At 63.2% G+C, this 23994-nt stretch carries 31 protein-coding genes and 1 tRNA gene; 7 read left to right on the plus strand and 25 right to left on the minus strand.

Translation table 11 applies throughout. The features are described 5' to 3' along the window. From GSQ79_RS01215 to GSQ79_RS01275, 13 genes are all read right to left on the minus strand, one after another. The coding region (locus tag GSQ79_RS01215; RefSeq protein ID WP_174243148.1) for an NADH-quinone oxidoreductase subunit J at positions 1–233 on the minus strand (233 nt) is incomplete at its 3' end. A 52-nt stretch (positions 234–285) separates the two neighbouring features. Then, positions 286–774: an NADH-quinone oxidoreductase subunit NuoI gene (gene nuoI, locus GSQ79_RS01220; protein WP_158806918.1), complete on the minus strand. Its 489-nt coding sequence runs from the start codon at positions 772–774 to the stop codon at positions 286–288. 20 nt (positions 775–794) lie between these two features. Beyond that, complete coding sequence (gene nuoH, locus GSQ79_RS01225) at positions 795–1814, minus strand: NADH-quinone oxidoreductase subunit NuoH (protein ID WP_158806919.1); 1020 nt, start codon at positions 1812–1814, stop codon at positions 795–797. Between the two features lie 4 nt (positions 1815–1818). After that, entirely contained in the window at positions 1819–3876 is a 2058-nt protein-coding gene (nuoG, locus tag GSQ79_RS01230; protein WP_158806920.1) for an NADH-quinone oxidoreductase subunit NuoG, read from the minus strand. Between the two features lie 7 nt (positions 3877–3883). Beyond that, positions 3884–4114 (minus strand): hypothetical protein, encoded by a 231-nt coding sequence (locus GSQ79_RS01235; RefSeq protein WP_158806921.1) that lies wholly within the window; start codon positions 4112–4114, stop codon positions 3884–3886. Next, complete coding sequence (locus GSQ79_RS01240; protein ID WP_158806922.1) at positions 4115–4315, minus strand: hypothetical protein; 201 nt, start codon at positions 4313–4315, stop codon at positions 4115–4117. A 4-nt stretch (positions 4316–4319) separates the two neighbouring features. Beyond that, positions 4320–5630 carry an NADH-quinone oxidoreductase subunit NuoF gene (gene nuoF, locus GSQ79_RS01245; RefSeq protein ID WP_158806923.1) on the minus strand — a complete coding sequence of 437 codons (1311 nt, stop codon included), beginning with the start codon at positions 5628–5630 and terminating at the stop codon, positions 4320–4322. A 3-nt stretch (positions 5631–5633) separates the two neighbouring features. Next, on the minus strand, positions 5634–6464 hold the full coding sequence (nuoE, locus tag GSQ79_RS01250; RefSeq protein ID WP_246725032.1) for an NADH-quinone oxidoreductase subunit NuoE: 831 nt from the start codon (positions 6462–6464) through the stop codon (positions 5634–5636). Positions 6465–6492: 28 nt separating this feature from the next. After that, positions 6493–7683: an NADH-quinone oxidoreductase subunit D gene (locus GSQ79_RS01255; RefSeq protein ID WP_158806924.1), complete on the minus strand. Its 1191-nt coding sequence runs from the start codon at positions 7681–7683 to the stop codon at positions 6493–6495. A 14-nt stretch (positions 7684–7697) separates the two neighbouring features. Then, entirely contained in the window at positions 7698–8282 is a 585-nt protein-coding gene (locus GSQ79_RS01260) for a DUF2059 domain-containing protein (protein ID WP_158806925.1), read from the minus strand. Beyond that, entirely contained in the window at positions 8279–8893 is a 615-nt protein-coding gene (locus GSQ79_RS01265) for an NADH-quinone oxidoreductase subunit C (RefSeq protein ID WP_158806926.1), read from the minus strand. The genes GSQ79_RS01260 and GSQ79_RS01265 overlap by 4 nt, the downstream gene beginning before the upstream one ends. Positions 8894–8959: 66 nt before the next feature. Beyond that, complete coding sequence (locus GSQ79_RS01270; RefSeq protein ID WP_158806927.1) at positions 8960–9547, minus strand: NADH-quinone oxidoreductase subunit B family protein; 588 nt, start codon at positions 9545–9547, stop codon at positions 8960–8962. Next, positions 9517–9882 carry an NADH-quinone oxidoreductase subunit A gene (locus tag GSQ79_RS01275; RefSeq protein WP_158806928.1) on the minus strand — a complete coding sequence of 122 codons (366 nt, stop codon included), beginning with the start codon at positions 9880–9882 and terminating at the stop codon, positions 9517–9519. Before GSQ79_RS01275 ends, GSQ79_RS01270 begins: the two co-directional genes overlap by 31 nt. A 204-nt stretch (positions 9883–10086) precedes the next feature. Between GSQ79_RS01275 and GSQ79_RS01280 the strand changes: the two genes are divergently transcribed. Continuing rightward, positions 10087–10860, plus strand: a complete 774-nt coding sequence (locus tag GSQ79_RS01280) for an SPFH domain-containing protein (protein ID WP_158806929.1) — start codon at positions 10087–10089, stop codon at positions 10858–10860. A gap of 33 nt (positions 10861–10893) precedes the next feature. Here the strand turns inward: GSQ79_RS01280 and GSQ79_RS01285 are convergent, their stop codons facing one another. Beyond that, positions 10894–11130, minus strand: coding sequence for a hypothetical protein (locus tag GSQ79_RS01285; RefSeq protein WP_158806930.1), 237 nt, complete (start codon positions 11128–11130; stop codon positions 10894–10896). 344 nt (positions 11131–11474) lie between these two features. Here GSQ79_RS01285 and GSQ79_RS01290 point away from each other — a divergent pair, with 344 nt between their 5' ends. Genes GSQ79_RS01290 through GSQ79_RS01300 form a run of 3 tightly spaced genes read left to right on the plus strand, consistent with a single transcriptional unit; the run spans position 11475 to position 13691 of the window. Then, entirely contained in the window at positions 11475–12095 is a 621-nt protein-coding gene (locus GSQ79_RS01290) for an acyl-homoserine-lactone synthase (protein ID WP_158806931.1), read from the plus strand. A gap of 16 nt (positions 12096–12111) precedes the next feature. Next, the gene (locus tag GSQ79_RS01295) at positions 12112–12333 is read left to right on the plus strand and encodes a hypothetical protein (RefSeq protein WP_158806932.1); all 222 of its coding nucleotides are present in this window, start codon (positions 12112–12114) and stop codon (positions 12331–12333) included. A gap of 59 nt (positions 12334–12392) precedes the next feature. Next, complete coding sequence (locus tag GSQ79_RS01300; RefSeq protein WP_158806933.1) at positions 12393–13691, plus strand: aspartate aminotransferase family protein; 1299 nt, start codon at positions 12393–12395, stop codon at positions 13689–13691. Positions 13692–13707: 16 nt separating this feature from the next. On the opposite strand, the gene GSQ79_RS01305 is transcribed toward GSQ79_RS01300, so the two are convergent. From GSQ79_RS01305 to GSQ79_RS01315, 3 genes are all read right to left on the minus strand, one after another. Beyond that, positions 13708–14415 carry a LuxR family transcriptional regulator gene (locus GSQ79_RS01305; protein ID WP_158806934.1) on the minus strand — a complete coding sequence of 236 codons (708 nt, stop codon included), beginning with the start codon at positions 14413–14415 and terminating at the stop codon, positions 13708–13710. A 29-nt stretch (positions 14416–14444) separates the two neighbouring features. Continuing rightward, a complete protein-coding gene (locus tag GSQ79_RS01310) occupies positions 14445–15284 on the minus strand; it encodes an alpha/beta fold hydrolase (protein WP_158806935.1) in 840 nt (279 codons plus the stop codon). Positions 15285–15466: 182 nt separating this feature from the next. Beyond that, entirely contained in the window at positions 15467–15628 is a 162-nt protein-coding gene (locus GSQ79_RS01315) for a hypothetical protein (RefSeq protein WP_158806936.1), read from the minus strand. A gap of 348 nt (positions 15629–15976) precedes the next feature. Here GSQ79_RS01315 and GSQ79_RS01320 point away from each other — a divergent pair, with 348 nt between their 5' ends. Next, positions 15977–16570 (plus strand): GNAT family N-acetyltransferase, encoded by a 594-nt coding sequence (locus tag GSQ79_RS01320; protein ID WP_158806937.1) that lies wholly within the window; start codon positions 15977–15979, stop codon positions 16568–16570. On the opposite strand, the gene GSQ79_RS01325 is transcribed toward GSQ79_RS01320, so the two are convergent. Beyond that, positions 16567–17007 carry a DoxX family protein gene (locus GSQ79_RS01325; RefSeq protein ID WP_158806938.1) on the minus strand — a complete coding sequence of 147 codons (441 nt, stop codon included), beginning with the start codon at positions 17005–17007 and terminating at the stop codon, positions 16567–16569. The two genes, GSQ79_RS01320 and GSQ79_RS01325, sit on opposite strands and share 4 nt — an antisense overlap. A gap of 385 nt (positions 17008–17392) precedes the next feature. Here GSQ79_RS01325 and GSQ79_RS01330 point away from each other — a divergent pair, with 385 nt between their 5' ends. Together GSQ79_RS01330 and GSQ79_RS01335 are read left to right on the plus strand one after the other, a co-directional pair. Continuing rightward, positions 17393–18550 carry an alpha-hydroxy acid oxidase gene (locus tag GSQ79_RS01330; RefSeq protein ID WP_158806939.1) on the plus strand — a complete coding sequence of 386 codons (1158 nt, stop codon included), beginning with the start codon at positions 17393–17395 and terminating at the stop codon, positions 18548–18550. A 51-nt stretch (positions 18551–18601) separates the two neighbouring features. Continuing rightward, on the plus strand, positions 18602–18997 hold the full coding sequence (locus tag GSQ79_RS01335; protein ID WP_158806940.1) for a tautomerase: 396 nt from the start codon (positions 18602–18604) through the stop codon (positions 18995–18997). A 363-nt stretch (positions 18998–19360) separates the two neighbouring features. Here GSQ79_RS01335 and GSQ79_RS01340 read toward each other — a convergent pair whose 3' ends face one another. The 7 genes from GSQ79_RS01340 to GSQ79_RS01370 all read right to left on the minus strand — a co-directional run. Continuing rightward, on the minus strand, positions 19361–19606 hold the full coding sequence (locus tag GSQ79_RS01340; protein WP_158806941.1) for a hypothetical protein: 246 nt from the start codon (positions 19604–19606) through the stop codon (positions 19361–19363). A 389-nt stretch (positions 19607–19995) separates the two neighbouring features. Beyond that, positions 19996–20073, minus strand: a tRNA-Pro gene (locus GSQ79_RS01345). Between the two features lie 81 nt (positions 20074–20154). Then, positions 20155–20664, minus strand: a complete 510-nt coding sequence (locus tag GSQ79_RS01350) for a MerR family transcriptional regulator (RefSeq protein WP_158806942.1) — start codon at positions 20662–20664, stop codon at positions 20155–20157. 57 nt (positions 20665–20721) lie between these two features. After that, positions 20722–21078 (minus strand): integration host factor subunit alpha, encoded by a 357-nt coding sequence (locus tag GSQ79_RS01355; protein ID WP_158806945.1) that lies wholly within the window; start codon positions 21076–21078, stop codon positions 20722–20724. 219 nt (positions 21079–21297) lie between these two features. Beyond that, positions 21298–22290: a beta-ketoacyl-ACP synthase III gene (locus GSQ79_RS01360; RefSeq protein WP_305764606.1), complete on the minus strand. Its 993-nt coding sequence runs from the start codon at positions 22288–22290 to the stop codon at positions 21298–21300. Positions 22291–22296: 6 nt separating this feature from the next. Beyond that, complete coding sequence (gene plsX, locus GSQ79_RS01365; protein ID WP_158806943.1) at positions 22297–23379, minus strand: phosphate acyltransferase PlsX; 1083 nt, start codon at positions 23377–23379, stop codon at positions 22297–22299. Between the two features lie 55 nt (positions 23380–23434). Next, on the minus strand, positions 23435–23994 hold a 560-nt coding region (locus GSQ79_RS01370), incomplete at its 5' end, for a DUF177 domain-containing protein (protein WP_158806944.1).

Genomic DNA, 23994 nt, shown 5'->3' on the forward strand with positions numbered 1-23994 from the left:
TCGAGCATCATCACGACGAAGAGGAAGAGAACGGCCACCGCGCCGACGTAGACCACGACCAGGATCATCGCCAGAAACTCGGCCTGCAGCAGCAGGAAGAGCCCCGCCGCGTTGACGAAGGCGAGGATCAGAAACAACACCGAATGAACCGGATTGCGCGACGAGATCACCATGAAGGCGGAGGCGATCAGCACGGCCGAGAACAGGTAGAAGAAAGCGGAGACGAGAGTCATGATGCGGCTTTCTCCGAAGACATGCGCACGAGGGACGAGAGGACCATCGCGCTCACCGGTACGGCGCGTCGAGCGCGATGTTGCGCGCGATTTCGCGCTCCCAACGATCGCCGTTCGCGAGCAGCCGGTCCTTGTCGTAGTACAGCTCTTCGCGGGTCTCGACGGCGAACTCGGCGTTCGGCCCTTCGACGATCGCATCGACCGGGCAGGCCTCCTGGCAGAAGCCGCAGTAGATGCACTTCACCATGTCGATGTCGTAGCGCGTCGTGCGGCGGGTCCCGTCGTTGCGGCGCGGCCCGGCTTCGATGGTGATCGCCTGCGCCGGGCAGATGGCCTCGCAGAGCTTGCAGGCGATGCAGCGCTCTTCGCCATTGGGATAGCGGCGCAAGGCGTGCTCGCCGCGATAACGCGGCGACTGCGGGTTCTTTTCGTGCGGATAGTTCAGCGTCGACTTCGGTTTGAAGAAATACCGCATCGACATCGCGAACGCGCTTATAAATTCCAGCAGGAAAAGGGACTTGGCCGACGCCGTTAGGTTCATGGATGAGCTCTTTTTCTGCATCATCGCGCCATCACCCCGCCCCAGCCCGTAAACTCGCAGACGCCGGCCACGAGTACGACCATGAACAGCGAGATCGGGAGAAAGACCTTCCAGCCCAGCCGCATCAGTTGGTCGTAGCGATAGCGTGGGACGAAGGCCTTCACCATCGAGAACATGAAGAAGACGAGGCAAAGCTTCAGCACGAACCAGATCACGCCGGGGATCCAGGTGAATGGCGGGAACGGGATCGGCGACAGCCAGCCGCCCATGAAGAGAATGACCTGAAGCGCGCCCATCGTCAGCATCGCCACGTATTCGGCGAGCATGAACAGCATGTACGGGCTGGAGGCGTATTCCACCATGAAGCCGGCGACGAGCTCGGATTCGGCTTCCACGAGATCGAAGGGCGGGCGATTGGTCTCCGCCAGCGCCGACACGAAGAAGATCACGAACATCGGGAACAGCGGAAGCCAATACCACCCGAGGATCCCCCAGCGCGTATCCTGCGCCATGACGATCTCACTGAGGTTCAACGTGCCCGCGACAAGCAGCACTGTGACGATGACGAAGCCGATCGAGACCTCGTAGGACACCATCTGCGCCGCCGAGCGCAGCGCGGAGAGAAACGGATATTTCGAGTTCGACGCCCAGCCGCCCATGATCACGCCGTACACCGACAGCGACGAGATCGCGAAGATGTAGAGCGTGCCGACGTTGAGGTCGGCGATGGCCCAGCCGGCGCTGAGCGGGATCACGGCCCAGGCAGCCAGCGCCAGCAGCGCCATGACGAAGGGGGCAAGCAGGAAAATGCCCTTGTTGGCGCCCGCCGGGATGATCGGCTCTTTCAGCACGAACTTGAGCAAGTCGGCGAAGCTCTGAAGCAGGCCCCAGGGTCCGACGACGTTGGGGCCGCGCCGCAGCTGCACGGCCGCCCAGATTTTGCGATCGGCGTAGAGAATGTAGGCGACGAAGATGAGCAATACGACGAGCAGCGCCAGGCTCTTGACGATCATCAGAAGCAGCGGGAGAAACCAGTCCATGATCCTATTCCGCCGCTTGCTGTTGGAACTGGCCGCGCGCCACGGCCGAAGCTTCGGCCATGACCTTCGACGCGCGCGCGATCGGGTTGGTCTGGTAGAAATCGGTGATCGGCGACACGAAGGCCTCGCGACCAAGGGCGCCCGCGCCGAGCGCAGCAAAGTCCGCGACCGGACCTTCCGCGATCTCGTCCAGCCGCGCCATGTGCGGATGCGCGGCATAGAGCTTGGCCCGCAAGCCGCTCAACGTGTCGAACGGCAGCTTGTGGCCCATGACGTCGGACAGCGCGCGTAAAATCGCCCAATCTTCCCGCGCCTCGCCGGGCGGAAAATTCGCGCGGTCGGCGAGTTGCACGCGGCCTTCGGTGTTGACGTAGAGGCCGGACTTTTCCGTGTAGGTCGCGCCGGGCAGCACGACATCGGCGCGGGCTGCACCGCGATCGCCGTGCGTGCCAATGTAGACGGTGAACGCGCCGGGCTCGATGGCGATTTCGTCGGCGCCGAGCAGGAACAGCAGGTCGAGCGCACCGCCTGCCGCCATCGCGGCCGCGGTCAAGCCGCCCTCACCCGGAACGAAGCCGAGATCGAGGCCGCCGACGCGGGAGGCCGCGGTGTGGAGAACGGACAGCCCGCGCCACACACCCATCGGGCCGGCGAGTTCGGCGGCTTTCGCAAGCACAGCCGCCCCGTCGGCACGGGTCAGTGCCCCCTGCCCGATCAGCACGAGCGGCCGCTCGGCCTTGTTCCAGAGGTCTGTAAAGCTCGACGGCAGATCACCCAGCGTGTCCGGGCCGGCGCCGAGATAGGTATAGGGATAGGTCAGGTCGACGGCCTCGCCGACCACGCCGATCGGGAAACCGCCGCGCAGCCAGCGCTTGCGGATGCGGGCATTCAGCACCGGCGATTCCCGGCGCGGGTTCGACCCGACGATCAGGATGGCGTCGGCCTGTTCGATCCCCGCAACGGAGGCATTGAACAGGTAGGACGCGCGGCCGGCCTTCGGATGCAGCACTGTGCCATCCTGGCGACAATCGAGATTGCCGCTGCCGAGCGACGTCAAAAGTGTTTGCAGCGCGAACATGTCCTCGACGCTGGCGAGATCGCCGGCGATCGCGCCGATGCGGTTCGGCGCAAGGCCATTTGTCTTCGCGGCGATGGCGGCAAAGGCTTCGGCCCAGGTGGCTGGCTCGAGCTTGCCGGCGCGGCGCACGTAGGGGCGATCGAGGCGGCGGGTCTTCAAGCCATCGACCACCTGACGGGTTTTATCGGAAATCCACTCTTCGTTCACATCATCGTTGACGCGGGGCAGAATGCGCATGACCTCGCGGCCGCGGGTGTCGACGCGGATCGCGGATCCGAGCGCATCCATCACGTCTATGGACTGCGTCTTGGTCAGCTCCCAGGGCCGCGCCTTGAAGGCGTAGGGCTTTGGCAACAGTGCGCCGACCGGGCAGAGATCGGCGACGTTGCCCTGCAGCTCGGAATACATCGCGGTTTCGAGGTAGGTGGTGATCTCCATGTCTTCGCCGCGGCCGATCGAACCCATGTCGCCGGTGCCGGCGACCTCGGCGGTGAAGCGGACGCAGCGTGTGCAATGGATGCAGCGGTTCATCGAGGTCCGCACCATCACGCCGATGTACTTGTCCTCGACGGCGCGCTTGTTCTCTGCATAGCGCGACGTGTCGACGCCATAGGCCATCGCCTGATCCTGCAGATCGCACTCGCCGCCCTGATCGCAGATCGGGCAATCCAAGGGGTGATTGATGAGCAGGAACTCCATCACGCCTTCGCGCGCCTTCTTCACCATCGGCGACTTGGTCGAGACGACCGGAAGTTCGCCGTTGGGGCCGGGACGCAGATCGCGGACGTTGATCGCACACGACGCCTGCGGCTTCGGCGGCCCGCCCTTCACCTCGACGAGGCACATGCGGCAGTTACCGGCGATCGACAGCCGCTCGTGGAAGCAGAAGCGCGGGATCTCGGCACCCGCGACCTCGCAGGCCTGCAGCACCGTGAATTCCGCGGGCACGTCCACTTCATGGCCGTCGACAATGAGTTTGGTCATGCGGTCCTCAGTGCGGCAGTTCGACGAGATCGAGCCGACGCTCGATGCGGTCTAAACGGGATTCGACGCGGTCGATACGGCGATTAACGCCGGCCATTGATAGCTCAACCTGAGCGACACGTTCTTCGAGCGACGTGACGCGAACCTTCAAATCCGTGATTTCATCGATAACTCGATCCATCTTGGCGTCCAAACGACGCAAATATTCAAATATCAGGCTGTCAGGCGATTCAACCATTCAAGCCTCCACCAAGCCTAAACGCACTTCGATCCGGTCCAAACAATTTTCGACCCGGCCGAGCCCGCGATTCAAAGTCGCCATACCGGCTTCGATCGACGTCATTCGATCCTTACACTCGCCGAGATCCTCGGACATGACGGCAAACCGCGCATCGATCCGCAGCAGCTGCAACACCAGATTGTCGGGTCCGTCCGTCATCGCCCTACTCCGCAGCGATGCCGAAGTCGCGCACCGGCTCGCTATGCGGGTTGGCCGCATATTGGTCGATGCGTTTTTCGATCTCCGGCCGGAAATGCCGGATCAAACCCTGGATCGGCCAGGCGGCGGCATCGCCGAGCGCGCAGATCGTGTGACCCTCGATCTGCGTGGTGACCTCGAGCAGCATGTCGATCTCACGACGCTGCGCCCGGCCCTCGACCATCCGCGACATGACGCGCCACATCCAGCCTGTGCCTTCGCGGCACGGCGTGCACTGGCCGCAGCTCTCGTGCTTGTAGAAATACGAGATGCGCGCTATCGCCGCGATGATGTCGGTGGACTTGTCCATCACAATCACAGCAGCCGTGCCGAGGCCGGACTTGAGGTTGCGCAGCGTGTCGAAATCCATCGCCGCGTCGATGATCTCGTGCGCGGGCACGACCGGCACCGACGACCCGCCCGGGATCACGCCCAGCAGATTGTCCCAGCCGCCGCGGATGCCGCCGCAATGCCGTTCGATCAGCTCGCGGAAAGGAATCGACATTGCCTCTTCGACGTTGCAGCGCGTGTTCACGTGGCCGGAGATGCAGAACAGCTTGGTGCCGGCGTTGTTCTTGGCGCCGAAGCCGGCGAACCAGGCCGCGCCGCGGCGCAGAATGGTCGGGGCGACGGCGATCGACTCGACGTTGTTGACCGTCGTCGGACAGCCGTAAAGGCCCATGTTGGCGGGGAACGGCGGCTTCAGCCGCGGCATGCCCTTCTTGCCCTCGAGCGATTCCAGCAGCGCCGTCTCTTCGCCGCAGATGTAGGCCCCGGCGCCGTGGTGGATGTAGATGTCGAACGGCCAGCCGTGGACGTTGCTCTTGCCCACGAGATTGGCCTCGTAACACTGCTCGACGGCCGCCTCGAGGCGCTCCTTTTCGAGGATATATTCGCCGCGGATGTAGATGTAACAGGCGTGCGCCTGCATCGCGACGCAGGCGAGCAGGCAGCCCTCGATCAGCAGATGCGGATCGTTGCGCATGATCTCGCGATCCTTGCACGTGCCGGGCTCGGATTCATCGGCATTGACGACGAGGTAGGACGGCCGCAACGGATCGGGCTTTGGCATGAACGACCACTTGAGGCCCGTCGGAAAGCCGGCGCCGCCGCGCCCGCGCAGGCCCGACGCCTTCATCTCGTTGATGATCCACTCGCGGCCTTTTTCGACGAGGCCCTTGGTGCCGTCCCAGGCGCCGCGTTGGCGCGCGCCGTCGAGGCCCCAGTCGCCGAAGCCGTAAAGGTTGGTGAAGATGCGGTCCTTGTCGTCGAGCATCGTCTAGGCCTTGTCTTTCGGAGCGGACGGCTCCGTGCGGGCAGTTCCCGTCTCTTCGGTCTTCTCAGGCTGCGCCACCGAATGCTTGGCTTCCTGCTCGCTCCGCGCTTGGGCCGGCTGGGCGGGCGCGGGTTCCTGGGTCGCCGTCACGTCTTTCGGCGCCTCGGGCTCAGTAGGCGTGTAATGCTTGTTGGGATCATGCGTCCCGCACTCGGGGCCACTCTTGCCGTCGACACCGTAGAGCGACAGAAGCGAGGTCAAACCGCCGGCCGGTTCCGAGGTCCTGCGCCCCGTCTGCGAACCGATCGTCACCGGGCGACCGGCGGCGAGATCGTCGAGCAGCGTGTTGAAGTTCTCAGCAGAGAGATCTTCGTAATAGTCGTCGTTGATCTGCACCATCGGCGCGTTGCAGCAGGCGCCAAGGCATTCGACCTCCAGCCATGAGAACAGGCCGTCCGCCGTGACGTGGCGCTGCGGACCGACCCTCTTCTCCAGCACCGCCTTGATGTCGTCGGAGCCGGCGAGCACGCAGGGCGTCGTGCCGCACATCTGGATGAAATACTTGCCGACTGGCTCGAGGTTGAACATCGTGTAGAAGGTCGCGACCTCCAGCACCCGGATGTAGGGCATCGACAGCCGACGCGCGACGTCCTCGATTGCCGGCTTCGGCAGCCAGTAGTCGTGCTGTTTCTGTGCGCGCCACAGCAGCGAAAGGATCGCCGAGGCCTGACGATGTTCAGGGTATTTGGCGATCTGCTTGTCGCACCAGGCAGCGTTTTCAGGCGTGAATGCGAACGAGGCGGGCTGGATCTCGGCGAGGCGGCGGACGGACATTAGGCAACCCTCTCGGCGTATCGCGTGCTCATCGGTCCACCTCGCCGAACACGATGTCGATCGAGCCCAAGATGGCGCTGACGTCGGCCAGCATCGATCCGCGGCACAGAAAGTCCATCGCCTGAAGATGGGCGAAGCCGGGCGCGCGGATCTTGCAGCGGTACGGCTTGTCGGTGCCGTCGGCGACCAGATACACGCCGAACTCGCCCTTCGGCGCTTCGACGCTGGCGTAGACTTCGCCGGCCGGCACGTGAAAACCTTCGGTGTAAAGCTTGAAGTGATGGATCAGCGCTTCCATCGAGCGCTTCATTTCCGCACGCGACGGCGGAACGATCTTGCCCTGCTTGGACGACACGGGCCCCTGCCCGCCCGGCGCCAAAAGCTTCTCCACGCACTGCTTCATGATCGACGTCGACTGCCGCATCTCTTCCATGCGGACGACCTGGCGCTCGTAGCTGTCGCCGTGCTTGCCGACGGGGATGTCGAAGTCCATCTCCTCGTAGCACTCGTAGGGCTCGGCCTTGCGAAGATCCCACTCAGCGCCGGACGCGCGGAGCACGGGGCCCGAAAAACCCCAACGCCAGCAGTCTTCCAAGCTGACGATCCCGATGTTGACGTTACGCTGCTTGAAAATGCGGTTCTCGATGAAGAGGTTGTGCAGATCGTCGAGAACCTTGAGGAACGGGTCGCACCACGCGCCGATGTCCTCGATCAGCCGCACCGGCAGATCGAGATGCACGCCGCCGGGGCGAAAGTAGTTGGCGTGGAGCCGCGCACCCGATGCGCGCTCGTAGAACACCATCAGCTTTTCGCGCTCTTCGAAGCCCCACAGCGGCGGCGTCAGCGCGCCGACGTCGAGCGCCTGCGTCGTGACGTTGAGCAGATGCGAGAGGATGCGGCCGATCTCGGAATAGAGCACCCGGATCAGCTGGCCACGGCGCGGCACGTCGACCTTGAGCAGCTTCTCGATGGCGAGGCAGAAGGCATGCTCCTGATTCATCGGCGCGACATAGTCGAGCCGGTCGAAATAGGGCACGTTCTGCAGGTAGGTGCGCGCCTCCATCAGCTTTTCCGTGCCGCGATGCAGCAGGCCGATGTGCGGGTCGACGCGCTCGACGATCTCGCCGTCGAGTTCGAGCACGAGGCGCAGCACGCCGTGGGCGGCGGGATGCTGCGGCCCGAAGTTGATCGAGAAATTGCGCGGGGTCTGATCGTTCATGGGCTCAGATCCGATCAATTGGGACCAAGGCCGACGGCCTTCATTTCGGCGTCGACGGATACGGAATACTTCGGCATGAAATTCTGAAAAATCGCAGGCAGGCGCTGATTGAGCTGCGGGGTCGAGGCCAGAATACTTTGTCCCATCGGCGAGGTGTAGAACTGATCGAGCGCGAGGAGCTGCTCCTTCGACAAGGTCTCGACAGCCGCCACCATGTTGAGCCCGAGCAGGAGATCGAGGTTCGCCTGGGTCGCCTTGTCGAGCGCCGTTGCCAGCTTCTTCTGCTCGACGGCATCGAGCGGAGCGCCCTTGTCCTTTTCCACGGACGCCACGATCGAGGGGGTCAAGCCCTGGATCATCGCCACCATGTCCTTCTTCACGTTCGGGCTCTGGTAATAGTGCCGCGCCGCAGCGACGGCGACCTGATCATAGGACGCGAGCTGATCCTGCACCTGTTTGATGTCGGACGGGAGCGGCGGTTGGAAGCCGGGAACGGCCGACTGCGCATGGGCCGACGGCGCGGCAGCGAGGACAGCGGCCGCCGCCAGAAACAGCGCGCCATCGAGGCCATGCCGAGACATCGCTTTGCGGGTCATCATGCGCCCTTCGCTCCCGCTTTTTCGTCGCCCGGCAGCACGTAGTCGCCCGAGCCTTCCCACGGCGACAGAAAGTCGAACGAGCGGAACGCCTGGTTCAACTTCACCGGCTCGTAGATGACGCGCTTCTGCTCGTCGTCGTAGCGGACTTCGACGTAGCCGGTCATCGGGAAATCCTTGCGCAGGGGATGTCCGTCGAAGCCGTAATCGGTGAGAATGCGCCGCAGGTCGGGATGGCCGGAGAAGTACACGCCGAAAAGATCGTAGGCTTCGCGCTCGAACCAGTTTGCCGCGGGATAGACATCCACCAGGGAGGCAACCGGCGTACGCTCGTCCGTCGCCACCTTGACGCGGATGCGGCGGATGTATTTTGGCGACAGCAGATGGGTGACGACGTCGAAACGATGCTCCCGCTCGGGATAGTCGACAGCGGTCAGATCGATCAGGCAGATGAACAGGCAGGCGGGGTCGTCGCGAAGGAAGGTCACGGCCTCGACCAGTCTGCCGGGGTCGAGCGTCAGCGTCAGCTCGCCGAACGCGAAGGACTGGCCGAGGACCGCGCCGGGGACCGAAGCCGCCACGTGATCGCCGAGGCTTTTCAAGCCTTCATCCATCCCAAGAACCTCCGTTCGCCTCGTTGAGAGGCGATTGTTTCGCGCAAATGCGTCGGCGTCGGCGTTTTACCGCTCGATCGTGCCGGTACGCCTGATCTTTTTCTGCAGCAGAAGGATGCCGTACAATAGCGCCTCGGCCGAGGGCGGGCATCCCGGAACGTAAATGTCGACCGGCACGATCCGATCGCAGCCGCGCACGACCGAGTAGGAATAATGATAATAGCCGCCGCCGTTGGCGCAGGATCCCATCGAGATCACGTAACGCGGCTCCGGCATCTGGTCGTAAACCTTGCGCAGCGCCGGCGCCATCTTGTTGGTCAATGTGCCGGCAACGATCATCACGTCGGACTGACGCGGTGACGCGCGCGGCGCGAAGCCGAAGCGCTCGACGTCGTAGCGCGGCATCGACGCCTGCATCATCTCGACCGCGCAGCAGGCGAGGCCGAAGGTCATCCACATCAAGGACCCGGTGCGCGCCCAGGTCACGAGATCATCGGCCGAGGTCAGGAGAAAACCGCGATCCGAGAGCTCGTCGTTCAGGGCCAGAAAATACGGGTCGTTCGCATGGGCATCCGTCGCGCGAATCAGCCCGTGCGGCGGAACATCGGTCGGCGGTGCGACGATCACTCCCATTCGAGAGCTCCCTTTTTCCACTCGTAGACGAAGCCGACGGTCAGAACGCCAAGAAAGACGATCATCGACCAGAATCCCGCCGTGCCGATCTGGCGAAACGCCACGGCCCACGGGAACAGGTACGCCACTTCGAGATCGAAAATGATGAACAGAAGCGAGACGAGATAAAACCGAATGTCGAACTTCATGCGCGCATCGTCGAAGGCATTGAAGCCACACTCGTAAGCGGAGAGCTTTTCCGGGTCGGGCGACTGATAGGCGACGAGGAAGGGCGCAATCAGAAGTGCGCCGGATATGAACGCCGCGATCGCCATGAAGACGACCAGGGGGAGATACTCGCTGAGGATGTCTTGCATGATCCCGCTTCTGTCTCGCGGAGTGATCAGAACGACGAGTTCGGAGTCGTTCTAATCCTGGGCGTTGCCGGATGCCTACCGCAGTGCAATGGCCGAAGCAAGATCCAGACGAAGGCTTGAGGTCGCAGTTTCCGACGTTGCGGAATGCCGGTGTCGCCAAACGGTGCGCAATGGAGCAGGATCAAACGGACTGGAGACTTTACGATGGCCGCCTTCGACATCATTCTGCTCGTCGCCGTCATAGCGGTCGTCTCCGCGACGGTCCGGACCGCCAACGAGTATCAACGTGCCGTCGTCTTCCGCCTGGGCAAATACAACCGCACCGCGGGGCCGGGGCTCTACTTCACGATTCCGTTCCTGGAGTGGCGGGTGATCACCGACTTGCGTGTGCTGACCACCGCCGTCGAACAGCAGGAGACAATCACCAGGGACAACGTGCCGGTGAAAATCAACGCGGTGATCTGGCGGCGCACCATCAATCCGAGGGCTTCGGTAATCGAGGTGGAGGACGTCGGGGATAGCGTCGTGCAGGTCGCGGCGACCGCGTTGCGCAACGTAATCGGTCAACATTCGCTCGATGAAGTGCTGAAGTCGCAGGATCTGATCTCCGAAGCGCTTGCCGCCTCGATCGACGCGGTGACCGAGCCATGGGGCGTCAAGGTCGAGCGCGTTCAGATGAAGAATGTCGAGATCCCCGATTCGATGCAGCGCGCCATGGCGCAGGAGGCGGAGGCGCTGCGAGAGAAGCGGGCGCGGCTGATCAAGGCCGAGGCCGAGGTCGAAGCGGCGACCCTGCTCCGCAACGCGGCTCAGATCATCATGGAAAGTCCTGCGGGGCTGGAACTGCGACGCATGCAGATGATCACCGAAGTCGGCGCCGAGCAGAACACCATGACCATCATCATGATGCCAAGCGAATTCGTCGAGATGGCGCGTTCCTTTACCCCGAAGGGACGCGCCGAGGCATCCGAGGCTTAGCCGGCCTTTGCGCCACCCGTCTACGCGCGAGCCTCAGCGCTTGGCTCCGGCCATCCTGGGCTTCATTTCGGTGCGCGCGGCCTGGATCGACATGGACATCATGTAGGCGAGGAATGTGTCGCCCATGGCTTCCGCGATCGCTTTCGCGGCCTCGCAGTGGTCGGCATATTGAACCAACCGGTCTATGCGGCTCTGCTCGATTGGCGCCTGACGATCAGGTCGGGCGGCCGATGAAGGTCTATCGTGCATGGGCCTGTCTTTTAAAAGCATTCACCTGTCCTGCGCACGTTATCGACGTCTGCTTTGAGACGATGCCCGATTGCTTCACGTCAATTTCTTTTATTAGTCTTGCTAAGCCTTTATTTCTTTCCTTACTACACCTTTATTTCTTTCCCTACTGCATAAGTATTCCAGGCCGCATAACAACTCCGGCGCTTTTCCTCGACAGACCGACCCGCATTGCAGGTCGAATGCAAGCAGCCGCCACCGTGGCCTACGCCACAGCCAGGACCCTGACTCTCCGCGGTTGAGAGCGCTACCTGGGTATATCCACAGGTAGCGCTTTTCTTCGATTTTGCTGTTGTTGCCGCTCTCTAACGAAGCGGAGGCAGTCTATGATCGAAGCCTTTACTCTTGCGACCGCGCATCATTTTGGCGATGCTTTGGCTTCACAAGCAAGGCTTCGGTATAAGATCTTCGTCGCGCACCGAAAGCTTCCGCATAACCATTATGCCGGGTTGGAATACGATGAATTCGATACGCCGGCTGCGGCTTATCTGGTCTGGCGCGATGACGCCCAGGTCGTCCGCGGTCTGGTTCGGCTGCTGCCGACGGAACGCCCCTACATGTTGCAGGCGTATTGGCCTACGCTGATCGCAGATGGTGCCTTACCGGCCTCCGGCGACATTTGGGAGGCCACCCGCGTCTGCATCGACCGGTCAGTGCCGCCGCAGCAGCGACTTCGGATTTTCCCGGAGCTTTTTGCCGGTGTCGAGGAGTTCTGCGCCGAGCACGACATCAAGGCGATCATCGGCGTCACCCGTCCCCATCTCGTGACGCATCACTATCGATCGTACCAATGGCTGGGGCAGCCGGCCGAAGTGGAGGGCGAAATGGAACGCGCCTTCATGCTGAAACGCGGCGAAATCCGCTCGCACCAGGCTTGCGACAAGTTCGCGATCCCCGCTTCGGTCCTCCGGATGACGCTGACCGAACCGTTTGCGCGAGCCGCGTGACCTTGGGCTGTCGATCATGTCTGTGTCGAACAAAGAATCCGATGCGCTGACGATCGCCCTGCAGATGCGCGAGGCGATCGGCTATCTCGCGGCCCTGGCCTCGAAGTCCGAGCTCGACAAAATCGCCCGAAAGCTTCTCGGCGTTCATCTCGACCTTGGCGCGAAGATCGAGTCCCTGATCGAGCAACAGAACGCCGAGAACGCCAAGCCGGGAAAGTCGCCCCTCATCCGCCATTAGCGCGCCGGCGGTTCGCCGTTCGCGTGCGCGCAGTGGCCCGCCACGAAGGATCGCGTTGCATGAACCGTTCAGCCTCTGCGCCAAACGACACCACGACCTTCACGGCCCACGAGTCGGCGGTGCGCTCGTACTGCCGCCGTATGCCCCAGGTCTTCGCCCGCGGGCAGAACGCGATGGTGTGGGACGAGGCCGGCACCGCGTTCATCGACTTCTTTTCCGCCTGCGGCGCATTGAATTACGGTCATAATGATCCGGCGATCAAGCAGGCGGCGGTCGACCACCTGCTGTCCGACGCCGTGTTGTGCGGACTGGATCTCCACACGCCGGCGAAGCGCGGCTTCATCGACGATTTTCAGCGCATTATCCTGGGGCCGCGCGGCCTCGACTATCGGTTGCAGTTCCCCGGCCCCACCGGAACCAACGCCGTCGAGGCGGCGCTCAAGCTCGCCCGCAAGGTGACCGGGCGGCGCAGGGTGGTTGCCTTCTCCAAAGCGTTTCACGGCATGAGCCTCGGCGCGCTGGCGGCGACCGAAAATCGGCAGGCACGGCAGGGCGCGGGCGTACCGCTGCCCCATGTCATCCGGCTCGCCTACGATGGCGACGATCGGAGCGGCCTGCCGGGAATCGATCAGTTCGAGGCGACGCTCCAGTCCGGGTCCGAACCGCCCGCCGCCTTCATCGTGGAGACCGTGCAGGGCGAAGGGGGCCTCAACGTCGCTTCGGCCCCCTGGCTGCAGCGGCTTGCCGCCTTAGCCAGACGTCTCGGTGCCGTGTTGATCGTCGACGACATCCAGGCCGGCTGCGGACGCACCGGACCCTTCTTCAGCTTCGAACAGGCAGGGATCACGCCCGACATCGTCTGCCTCGCCAAGTCGATCAGCGGGCTCGGCCTTCCCATGGCCTTGGTGCTCATCAAGCCCGAGTTCGATGTCTGGGCGCCCGGTGAGCACAACGGCACCTTCCGCGGCAACACGCTCGCCTTTGCGACAGCCTCAGCCGCGCTCCGCTTCTGGGACCAAAGCGCTTTCCACGCCCGAAAGTGCGGCAACGAGCAAATCGTCCGCGCCTGGCTCGATCGCATGCACCAGATGTTTGGATCCTTCGGTGTCACGCCATGCGGCCGCGGCCTGATGGCGGGTCTACGCTTTGGCGAGGCGGCTCAGGCCGACGCGGTCGCCCGCGCCGTGTTCGAGCGCAACATGCTGATCGAGACGGCAGGACCACACGACGAGGTGCTGAAACTCATGCCGCCGCTGACGATCGAGCGCGAGACGCTGGTCGAAGGCCTCGAGCGTATTACGGACGCCATATCATCGGTGGTGACGCCGGTACGGGTTATCGAACGCGTAGCCGCCTGAAGCTAAGCCCGGCGCGCTACATCTTGATGAGGCCTTCCTGAAGCGCGATGACGATCGCAGTGACGCGATTGGTGGCGTTCAGCTTCTGCATGACGTTCGCCATATGAAATTCGACCGTACGCTCGGCCACCGACAGGATCTGGCTGATCTCCCAATTCGTCTTGCCGTCCTTCGCCCAGACGAGACACTCGCGCTCGCGGCTGGTGAGATGGATCTGCGTCGACGTACTGCCGCTCACCAGGGCGCAGTGGCGGATCCAGGTCTGCGCCGCCAGGGCGTAGAGATAGGGGATGCGGCGAGGGTCGGGCTGCACGCCGCCACGAAGGCTGACGCTCATCACATGGGTGCGGCCGTCGGGATGGTGAAAGGGCATGGTGACGCCACCGTGCACGCCGATCGACTGGCATTCCGCGAAGAACCGCTTTTCCTGGGCGCTCTCGCCGGCCTGACCGACGACGCTCGACCAGGCGAAGGGCTGTCTCGCGATCCGGCTGTGCCGCAGGACCGGATCGACGCGCTCCCATTTCTTCTGCTGATACAGGTCGGCATAGCCTGGCGGCAGTTCGGCGCTGAGAATTTCCAGCGGCTGGCGCCCTCCCGCAAGGACGAAAACCAGGTTTTCGAAGCCTTCGTCGACGACCGCGGCATGAAAACGGGCGATCAGCGTTCCGGCATCTGTAATGCTCTGCGTGCTTTCCAAGAAATCTTCGAAATGCAAAGCCATTTTTAAAGGCCTACCCCGGTTCAACGCGTTTAAAGTGACACTTTTTCCGAAGCCGACAACAAGAAAGAAAGCAAAAGCGCATTGAATATTTTTGGGTCTTGCCAGTGCGCGGCATGGCCGATGCCAGGCAAGACCTGGACCTGCCCGCGCCAGAGGTTTCGGTACGCAAGGTTGGCGAGGTAGGCAAGGCTGACGAAGGGGTCTTCGGCGCCGTGCAGGACGGCCAGAGGCCGCGGGTCACGCTCGACGAGATCCTGCGCGTTGCGGCCGACGCCGCCCAAGCCGTTTGCCATCATCTGCGCCCGCGCCGCGCCATCGGTGCGCTGGATGGCTGCGACCAAGTCAGGCGGCGCGCCATCACGGGCGCCGACCATGGCCGCGCCATAGCGCGCGCATTCGTCCGCCCCCAGCACAAGCTGACCGGCAAACGCCATGCTCTCGCTCGGCAGAAAGGCGTCCCGCATCGCCTCGAGACCCGGCTTGATCGGTGGCGTGCCCCAGATCAGCAGCGATTGGACACGCGGGTCGCGTCCCATCAGCTCGAGACCGATATGGCCGCCGAGCGACCAGCCCGCCACATGCACTGTATCGATCGTGAAGCTGTCGAGAACCTGAGCGACGGCGGCGGCATATCCGGGAAAGCTGTAGGTCAGCGCCGGGTGTTTCGCATTGTCGGACTGGCCGTGGCCGGGCAGATCCAGGGTCAGGACGCCAAAGCCGTTTTGGCGAAGCATCGCCACTTGATTTGCGAAGACCTCTTTATGCGCCGAGTTCCCGTGAAGCATGAGCACGGGCGCACGGACGCCGGTTTCGTAATGAACCGCGATACGCCCCGATGGAAGATCGACCAGATGATGCGATGCTGACATGCGCGACAATCCATGCATGGCGCGCACCACCGGCAGCCCGCCGTCGGGCGCAACAACCCCGTTACAGAGAGCTTAATCTCAAAGGAATGGCCACGTCCCGGATCAGGATTGCCGGATCAAACGGGCGACGCATCGGGCACGAATCGCCTTCACGGCTCAGGTCACGCTTTGTTCCGAAGCGATCAGCGCTTGGCTGCTTTCGACAGGCTGCTCGGCTTCTTCACGCGCTTGGCGGGCTTCGGATTGCTCGTCGCGAGCTCTTGGAGCGGCGCCGGTTTCGCCTCGGCAGAAGCGCTTGCCTTCTTCGGCTTTTCGTCCGACCCGATTTCGACGAAGCGTATCATGACGGCGGCTCTCTCCGGTCTCGACCGACGCGGGCGGGAGGCTCGCTCGGAACGCGGAGCACACTAGGCATTGTGCCTGAGAGTCGTTCAAGTCCTTTCGGCGCGCTTCCACAGCGGCGTTCCCGCGCAGTGGTCCCGGCCTTGCCGATCAGCCTGCAGCTGGGCCATCGGGGCCATATCACGATGACCCGCGGGTCACCGTGGGACGACAACGGCGCCGCTCTGAGATCCGTGATTGGCAACCTTGTCCTGCGGACGGCGGCGTAGGAAAGGCGGTCGAAAACAGCGTTGTCTTCCGGTCCGGGCAAGCTTCGCCCCTTAGGGTCCGCGGATCACACGGATGATCCCATGGCAGCGCTGCAGTACATCGCGACGGACCGAGCATGCACGCCAGACCCTGGCGGGCCGTCGCTGCAGCGGACTGAGGCGACGCGGGCTCATGCCTGGCCACGCGGCTTGCTTGCACGAGCCTGCGAGGACGACGACGCGTACTCCTTGTGGGTCCTATTCGGGCAGCACGACTTTCGCCGCTTCGGGATGATGGACGCGATCCCGTTCGAGACCCCCGAGACGATCAGGATCTGGCTGAAGGACGGCAGTCCCCGGGCGTTTCGCATGGTCGGCGTGATCGACGACATCGTGGTCGGTTTCGCCGGCCTTTATCCCCTGGAGGGGCGTCAAAACCACGTCGGCTGGATGACCCTCGCCGTCCACGAGGATTTCCGCCGCCGCGGCGTCGGCGGTGGCCTGCTGCGATTGCTGCTGGCGACAGCTGCGACGCTGGCAGGGCTGCGCCGCGTGCAACTGCACGTCCTCGACGGCAACGAGGCCGCGATGGCGCTTTATACGGCTCAGGGTTTTCGCGTCGAGGGATGCCACGAGGCCCTGGTGCAGGACGACAGCAGCTACGTCGATGCCTACACCATGGCGCGAAGCGTCTAGGGCAGCCGACTTTCCCGATCGAGGCTCAGGGGCCCCGCGCCTCGCGCGAGAACGAAGAGCGTCCCGCCGACAAGCCCGATGTCCTTCCAGAAATGGATGAACTGGCCCCAGCGCGCGGCAGCGTCGCTGGTGATCGCCCAGTAAGGATGGCCAATGACAGCGGCCCCGAGATTGAAGAACACCAGGAGCAGGGCAAACTCGCGGGTTCGGAAACCGAGAACCAGCGCAACGCCGCTCGCAAGCTCGATGGTCGCCGCCAGCATCGCCCAGACCTGTCCCGAGCCGGGCAGTCCCGCCATGAAATGCGTAAGCAGTGGCAGGTCCAGCCAGTGATTGGTCCCCGACATCAGATAAAGCGATCCGAGGAAGAGCCGGCCGAGCAACAGGATCACCGGCTCGCTGCGCAAAGCCAGAGAATCGAGAACACGCAACGCCATTCGCTCACCCGGAAGTTAATCGTGGCCGTACCCTTAGAGCACGCGGAGCTTCATGACGTTGAACGCAGCGTCACGAGCACACAAAAGAACGTGATCTAACAAGTGCTTCCGGCTTTTAGTTGAGGTCGATGAGACGCTGCACCCAAGGCAGAATACAAGCCCGGAGTCACTAACCTCCGAAGCCGATCCTTGCCCACATGCCCGCGCGCGCCGCTTAAGAAAATTGAAGGCCTTCATTTGAAAGGGCCTAGCCACATGAAGCCTTCTTACCCATGGTCGCGGACCGCGCGTATCAGTCAAAATAGACGCGAATTGCAATGGGGAAACGAGCATGGCTTCCGATTTCGCACGGCGGCGCTTCCTGCGCTATTTGGCGGCCAGCCCTTTGGTCGCGGCGGCGCACAGCCTGCCGGCCCTGGCGGCAAACGAATATTTCCGTGACTTCACCATCACCAGCCCTGGTCAGGCGCTCGACATTTTCGATCTCGAGAAAACCGCAAAGGATCATGTGCCACCCGCCCATTGGGCGTCTTTGATCGGCGGCACCGAGGGCGACCAGACCGTGCTGGCCAACCGCCAGGGTTTCACCCGTTTCCGCGTCAAGCCGCGGCGCCTGGTCGATACCAGCAAGCTTGATATGAGCGTCACGCTGTTCGGCCGCACATGGCCGACGCCGATCATTATCGACCCCGTCAGCCGCCTGAAGGCCTTCCACCCGGACGGCGAGGTGGCCGTCGCCGCCGCAGCAAAAAAGCGAGATCACCTGCAGATCTACGCGACGCTCGCCACCAGTTCGATCGACGAGGTCCTGGCCGCGCGACAGGAGCCGGTTTGGTGCCAGCTTTATCCGACCGCGGATTGGGCGATCACTCAAGGGCTGGTGAAGAAGCAGGAGGCGGCCGGCTGTCCGGTGCTGGTGGTCACGATCGACAATCCCAGCACCTTTGGAAGAATTACCGCCGCGCGCGGCAAGCAGAATGACACCCGAACCTGCACCGACTGCCACTCGCCCGAGCCGGGCGGCCCGTATATGAGACTGCCGATGTTCGATGGCCTCGATACCACCAAACTGACCGCCACCACCACCAACAAGCTGACCTGGGACCTGATCCCGCGTTTGCGCGACCTGACCACAATGAAGATCATTCTGAAAGGCGTGATGAGCGGCTCGGACGCCACCCTGGCGCTCGAGCACAAGGTTGACGGCATCATCGTTTCCGACCACGGCGGCCGCAGCGAGGAAAGCGGCCTGTCGACCATCGAGGTTCTGCCCGAGGTGGTCCGGGCCGTCGGCGGCCGCATGCCCATCCTCATCGACAGCGGTTTCCGCCGTGGTTCGGACATTTTCAAAGCATTGGCGCTGGGCGCGACCGCCGTCTGCGTCGGCCGCCCCTACGTGTGGGGTTTGGCCGCCTTCGGCGAGGCCGGCGTCGACCGCGCCCTCGAAATCCTGACGGAAGAATTCAAATCGGCGATGATTTCCTTTGGCGCCCCCAACGTCGCCAGTATCGACAGGTCGTTTTTGTTTGAATCTTCCCTTTGAGGACGCGCCTGGGCCGGGCTTAAGCCAGGATCGGCGGCGAAGGAGTGCTCGATGCCCTATCTCCAGCTCGACGTTACAGGCCATTACGCTGTGGCGCAGAAAAAGCTGCTCGCCGCAAGGATGAGCGAGACCTACGCGACGATGATGTCGGTCGACATCAGGCGGATCAGCGTTGCGATCCGCGAACTTGGTGATGGCGGCGTGTGGCGCATTCCCGAAGTCGGCGGCGAGCCGGTCCCCGTGTCGGTTATGATGCTGGACATCCGAGCAGGCCGGCCGCCGGAACTCCGGATGACAATTGCCAAAGCCCTGTGCGCGCTATCTGTCGAAATCCTCGGCCTTCGCGAGGATCGGCTCAATGTCGAGTTCACACAGCATTCCGGGGACGAAATGTATCATCCTGCCCTCGGCGGCTACAGCCCGGACTGGGCGCCCGACGAGACGTGATCGTAAACAGGCAGTCGTCCCGATCGAGCTCTCAACAATCCTCGGAATTTTGTCCGATCCCACATCGCGCGCTTTCGGGGGGCGGGACGGAAGTAAGTTCGCCACCGGCGTGAACGACCAAGTTTAAAGGCGGCCGAAAGCGGTTATCTTCCGTGCACCCATACAGCACCTCGTCCTGAGCCTGCAGTCCGAAGGTCCGTGCCAGCTGATCGCGAGCATCCCATTCGTCGACCGCATAGACCCAAAAGCGAGCGTCGTCGTTGGGCGCTAGCGGCCATATCGCGAATGTCGGCAACGAAGATCCTCGTGATCTGATGAAGGAAAGTCGGCAATGCAGAAGCTTTGCCGTAAGACCTGAAACGACTATCTCGCCAAGCGGCGATCGAGGCGCCGATCGCACAAAAACCTCGTCGTAACCGCTTCACCAATGCGGTCGACCGATGAGACCAGCGAGGCCTCTTCCATCACCATGCATCCCGAACGGCGGCGATCATCAGCATCCAATGTGTGCTCAAGGCTTGCTGCTTCGAGAGCGTTCACAAAGGCATTCCGCAAACCGGCGGCGCGGGCGCTGTTGTCCAAGGCTAAGGCGTCAAAGGCTTCGGTCATTCCGCCCACATTGTCATCTGACGTACGGGAGAAGTACGGGCATTGGCCCCGCTTGGTTCTGAAACGGAATCGCAGACCAGCTATGCTTTTTCTGCTGTCAGCCGTGACGGTGTAGAGCGACGGTCGGAGCCGCCAAACCGCTTCGCGATCTTGATCCGAAGCTCCTCCGTGACAGCCGCGAAACCAGCTGAAGCGGCATTGTTTGCGAGGTCACGTCGGCGGCGCCGAGACAAGGGGCGGCGCCAGAGTGGTTTACAGGTGAAAGTCAGGGCCGAGCTTCTGAGAGCCGGAAAAATCTTTGGCGGGAAGTCGCTCGGCCACCAGAGCTTCGCGGGCTGGTTCGAGCAGGATCGGCTTGCCCGGAAGCCAAATCAATTCAGAGGCTTAAATGGTCGGAGTGAAAGGATTCGAACCTTCGACCCCTAGTCCCCCAGACTAGTGCGCTAACCGGGCTGCGCTACACTCCGACTGCGGCTCCTTATAGAGAAGCTTTCGCATCGTGCAAACCCGCCGTCGGAGAAGCCTGTGCACGGACGCACTTTCCCGAGTCAGGGCGGCGGGCGCCGCGTTGCTCGGAGGATGCGCTCGCATTCCGTGATCGTCGCGAGCGCTGCCTTCAGCTCGTCGCGGTCTTCGAGAAGCAGACGTGTCGGTCCGGCATCGAGCGGCAGATTGTCGAGAGCGCTGCGGAGCGTGGCAGGCATGTCGTCGGCGTGGTCGGCGTCGCCGATTGCGTCCGCATCGTCGTCCTGGGTGTCGACTGCACCTTGCAGCACGGGGCCCGCTGAGGCGCCCTGACCGGTCTGGATCGCCTTCGTACCTTGCTCCTTGAGAAGCCGCTGCACGCCCTTGATCGTGTAGCCTTCGCCGTACAACAGCTGTCGGATCGCAGTCAGGAGCGCCACGTCGCTCGGGCGATAAAACCGACGCCCGCCGGCGCGTTTGAGCGGCCTGATCTGGGGAAACCGCGTTTCCCAAAATCGCAGGACGTGCTGCGGAAGATCGAGATCCTCGGCGACCTCGCTGATCGTTCGGAAGGCATCAGCGCTTTTGATCATCCCGCCTCAAGAATCGAGAGCATCGAACTCCGAGTGTATAGGCCTCGATGGCGTGCGCTAGCTATCGTCCTCCGGGATATCCTCACCATTCATATGCGCCTTGAGGACGTTTGATGGTTTAAAGACGAGAACGCGCCGCTGCATGATCGGCACTTCGACCCCGGTCTTGGGGTTGCGTCCGATCCGCTCGCCCTTGTCGCGCACGATGAAGGACCCGAACGACGACAGCTTGACCGTCTCGCCGACGGCAAGCCGATCGATCACTTCGCTGAGAACCATTTCGACGAGCACGGCTGATTCCTTCCGGGACAGACCGACGCGCCGATAGACAGCCTCCGCCAGATCGACGCGGGTGACGGTCTGCAAGGGCGCAACCGGCGACGCTTTGGCGCGCGCCACGGATGGCTCATCCATTTTCTTCATCGAAACATCCGAAGTCATATCAGAGACAACCAGCTAGCTAGGACGGAGCGATCATGGCGCCGCCGGCGCCGTGCTCTTTTTGCCGCGGCACACGATGACAACGCGGCGCCTCGCGAAAGAGCGTAAATCATAAGTGCCTAAAGCGAATAGGCCTTTTGGCCTATACCGCGCGTTTGAGACGCTGCTGCGTCCGCATCACGGGGCGCGTCCTTACCAACGGATCAAGGCGGAGCCCCATGTAAAGCCGCCGCCCATCGCCTCGATCATCACCAGATCACCCTGCTTGATACGGCCATCGGCGCGCGCCACGCAAAGCGCCAACGGAATCGAGGCAGCCGACGTGTTGGCATGGAGGTTCACGGTGACGACCACCTTGGCCGGATCGATGCCGAGCTTGTCCGCGGACGCGTCGATGATGCGACGGTTGGCCTGATGCGGCACGAACCAATCGAGATCCGCGGCGCTGGTCCCCGTCGCCGCGAAGGCATCGGTGACCACGTCGGTGACCATGCCGACCGCATGCCGAAACACTTCCTTGCCGGCCATGCGCAGACGGCCGGTCGTCTGCGTCGAGGATGGGCCACCGTCGACGAAGAGCTTGCCCAAGTGCTTGCCGTCGGAGCGCAGATGCGAGGTGAGGACGCCGCGGTCTTGCGCGGTGCCCTCACCGGGCTGCGCCTCGAGAATCATCGCCGCCGCACCGTCGCCGAACAGGACGCAGGTGGTACGATCCTCCCAGTCGAGGATTCGTGAAAACGTTTCCGCGCCGATCACCAGCGCCCGCTTGTGCGATCCCGACGTCAGGAACTTGTCGGCGGTCGCAACGGCGAAGACGAAGCCGGAACACACCGCCTGCAGGTCGAAGGCAGCGCCACCCGTCATGCCGAGGCCGAACTGGATCTGCGTGGCGACAGACGGAAAGGTGAAATCCGGTGTCGAGGTCGCGACGATCACCAGGTCGAGGTCGGCGGCCGTGAGGCCCGCATCGGCGAGCGCGGCCTGTGCCGCCCGGAGACCCAGCGTCGAGGTGGTCTCACCCGGCGCTGCGATATGGCGGCGGGTGATGCCGGTGCGCTGGACGATCCATTCGTCTGATGTTGCCAGTCTCTCTTCGAGGTCGCGGTTGGTTACGACGTTTTCAGGAAGGTAGGACCCCGTTCCGACGACAACGGAGCGCAGCCGACCCGCATTCACATGGGTCACGATTGTTCAGTCCTTCGCGGCTTCAAGAGCCGTTCGTGCGGGCGCGTGTGGGAGGTCGGCACTATCCGCATGCTCGCTCAAGGCAAGCGCCAATGTTTCGCGGATCTTCCGCAGCAGTTCGTGGCGCACCATGGCATAGGCGAGGTCGATGGCGCCAGCCGTCTCGACGGCATCCGCCCCACCGTGACTTTTGATCACCACGCCGTCGAGGCCGAGAAACACGCCGCCGTTCGGCGGCGTCATCTTGGCCCGCAGCGTCGCGAACGCGCCGCGCGCGAAGAGATAGCCAATCTTCGACAACAGCGAACCGGCCATCGCCTCGCGAAGATACTGCGCGATCTGCTTGGCAGTCCCTTCGGCCGTCTTCAGCGCGATATTACCGGTAAAACCCTCGGTGACGACGACGTCGACGGTGCCCTTGCCGATATCGTCGCCTTCGACGAAGCCTTTGTAGATCAGCGCGGGAAATGCGGTCTCGTGGAGGATGCGGGACGCCGCCTTGACCTCTTCGAGGCCCTTGATCTCCTCGACGCCGACGTTAAGCAGGCCGACGGTCGGGCGCTCGATGTCGAGCACGATGCGCGCCATCGCCGAGCCCATGATCGCGAGATCGACCAGCATCCGCGCGTCCGCGCCGATGTTGGCGCCGACATCCAGGACGATCGAGCGCCCCCGCAGGGTCGGCCAGATCGCGGCGATCGCCGGACGATCGATCTGCGGCATCGTGCGGAGGCAGATCTTCGCCATCGCCATCAGCGCGCCGGTGTTGCCGGCCGACAGCGCGGCATCCGCCTCGCCCTTCTTCACCGCATCGATCGCGAGCCACATCGACGATGTCCGCCGCCCGGCGCGCAGCGCCTGGCTCGGCTTATCGTCCATCCGCACCGCAACGTCGGTGTGGACAACCCGCGAGACGGCCGCCAGCGCCGGACGCGCCGCGAGCAGCGGCCCAAGTTCATCTTGCTTGCCGAAGAAGCTGAAAGCGAGGTCCGGACGGCGGGCAAGCGCCAGCACCGCCCCTTCGACGATCGTCGCGGGCCCCTTGTCGCCGCCCATCGCGTCGAGCGCGATTCGCACCGATGTCGTCATGCGCGCGCCATCACGCGGCTGCCGCGCCGAACCCGTCCATCGAATATTGCGTCTGTCACGATTGGTCCTTGAAACGCTCCAGCGCCGCGAAGGGCGAAGGGTCTTCCTGTTCCTTTTCACCGATCAACACGTCGGTAAAATGAACGCCCGGTTTTTTTGGATAGGGATCGCGCGCCAGCATCAGGAATTCGAGCGCCACGGCCCCGAGATCGATGGTGTTGTCGATGATGAGGTCGGGGGCGTCGTCCTGAGCCTCCATGTCGATGTCGATCACGGCGGCGGCGCGCAGGCGCTCGGCCGCGCCACCACGCACCACGGCGGGCGGCAAGGTGAAGCTGGCCTCGACGTCCTGCCGCAGCACGCTCTCGAAGGGCTCGAGCGTGACGACGCAGATCTGCGTCAGCTTTGACTCGACGATCCCCGTCACGTCGAAACGGTCGCCTTGCGCGGCGATATGCAGAGCAGCGCTCAGGGACGCAACCCCGGGAAGTTCGTAGTCGGCCGCTATGGCGCCGCATTCGTCGGCCGTGGCCTCGATACGGCGATCGAGGCCGACCTTCTCCGGCACTTCGCGGACGCGAAGCGGACGGTAGAACGGCCCGCGCAGCGGCGCCG

Origin of the sequence: Beijerinckia sp. L45 (assembly GCF_009765775.1) — a bacterium.
In the GTDB taxonomy this organism is placed as follows: domain Bacteria; phylum Pseudomonadota; class Alphaproteobacteria; order Rhizobiales; family Beijerinckiaceae; genus RH-AL1.